Annotated in this window: 1 protein-coding gene and 1 pseudogene; one reads left to right on the top strand and one right to left on the bottom strand. The window is 70.5% G+C overall.

The window, feature by feature from the left end; translation table 11 throughout:
- Positions 1 to 152: 152 nt before the first annotated feature.
- Positions 153 to 707, bottom strand: coding sequence for a transglycosylase family protein (locus tag KUTG_RS43760; protein WP_369794583.1), 555 nt, complete (start codon positions 705 to 707; stop codon positions 153 to 155).
- A gap of 393 nt (positions 708 to 1,100) precedes the next feature.
- Here KUTG_RS43760 and KUTG_RS62350 point away from each other — a divergent pair.
- A pseudogene (locus tag KUTG_RS62350) lies at positions 1,101 to 1,618 on the top strand (hypothetical protein); the annotation flags it as partial.

The raw sequence follows: 1,618 nt of genomic DNA, 5'->3' as shown, positions 1-1,618 counted from the left end.
CAGGCAGCGCACCGGAAGGGGGGCACGGACGCAGGCGTCGGCCATGTGCGCGGTGGGGAGCGTCTCGAACCGCTGGCGAAGATCCATGACCCGACAATAGATCCGCCGGCACGCCGCCCGACAGAACAATCGGGCGGCGTGCCGTCCTGCGGTTACTTCGTGACGATGCGCGCGCCCGGGAAGATCAGGTCCGGGTTGAGCAGCGCGGCCGGATTCAGCTCCACGAGGCGCTGCCAGCCGCCCTCGACGTGGAGCCGGTCGGCGATGCCGCTGAGCGTGTCACCGGCCTGGATCGTGTAGTCGCCGACCGGGTTGTCGACCGAGTCCGGCAGGGCTTTCGCCGCCGGGGCAACGGGTCCACTGCGGACCGGCGCGGAGTGCCGTGCGCCGCCGCCGCGGACGCAGTTCGGCCACGCGCCGGCTCCCTGGGAGCGCACCACGTTCTCGGCGACCCGGATCTGCTCCTCGCGGGTGGCCTGGCTCGGCGAGCCGTGGCCGCCGTTGGCCTGCCACGTGCCCGGCGAGAACTGGAGCCCGCCGAGGTAGCCGTTGCCGGTGTTGGCGCCCCAGTTGCCGCCGCTCTCGCAGTGCGCGACCGAGTCCCAGTCGATGCCGGAATCCGCGGCGGCAAATCCCGCCGCCGGTCCGACCGTCAAAACCAGTGCCGCGATTCCCGCTGCGGAACCCACGGCGATCCGCCGATTCACTCGACGATGAGACATCGTTGCCTCTCCCGCCTCGCCTCGCGCACAAGCGCCCTCCGTCCTGCGGTTCCCTTCACGCGACAACGTGAGCCGATCCGGTTTCCGGACGGAGCGAGGCGCTCACCGGATCGGTACCGCGGGCCGAGACTCCGGCCCGGCGACAACGTAAGCACGAGGATGACCGCCAGCAAGGGATATCGGTTGTCTATCGTGTCGCGATAAAAACGTGATTCGGCAGGTAGAAAGATATTTGATCTTCCCAATTCGACCCGACGAATCACCCGAAACGGTGGCGCGGGCGTTGGGAAACGTGACCTGCCCCACTCCGTAAGACTTCGATCACAACCGAACGGGCCTCCGCAGGCGTAGAAAGGGATGACGGGGAAGGTGGTGGGCGTGTCGACGACCCGGTGGCGCTGGGCGCTCGTGGCCGCGGTGGCGGCCGTCCTGGTCGCCGCGCCCGTGGCGCTGACCGCGCTGCCGGCCTCCGCGACCATGGCCCCGGCCGCGCTGCGCGCACGGGTGCTGGCCTCGATAAACCTGCCGTACCAGGGTTATGCGGAGAGCACCGGCTCCCTCGGACTGCCGGAGCTGCCCAACCTGTCGGAGGTGACGTCGCTGCTCGGCGGCACCACGCGGCTGCGGTCCTGGTACGTGGCCCCGGAGCACTGGCGGGTCGACGAGATCACCGGCGTCGGCGAGCGCGACACCTACGCCGTGCCGGGCAGCCAGTTCGTCTGGGACAACGGGCAGAACCAGTACACCCAGGTCGTCGGCGACGAGCCGATCCGGCTGCCGCGCGGCGGCGATCTGCTGCCGCCCGACCTGGCCCGCCGCGTGCTCTCCGACGAGGACAAGGTCGCGGCCGTGCCGGCGAAACGCGTCGCCGGCATCGACGCCGCCGGCCTGCGCGT

It is taken from the genome of Kutzneria sp. 744, assembly GCF_000568255.1.
Classification (GTDB): domain Bacteria; phylum Actinomycetota; class Actinomycetes; order Mycobacteriales; family Pseudonocardiaceae; genus Kutzneria.
The sequence above is the reverse complement of the archived record's forward strand: the minus strand, read 5'-3'. Positions and strand labels throughout refer to the sequence as shown.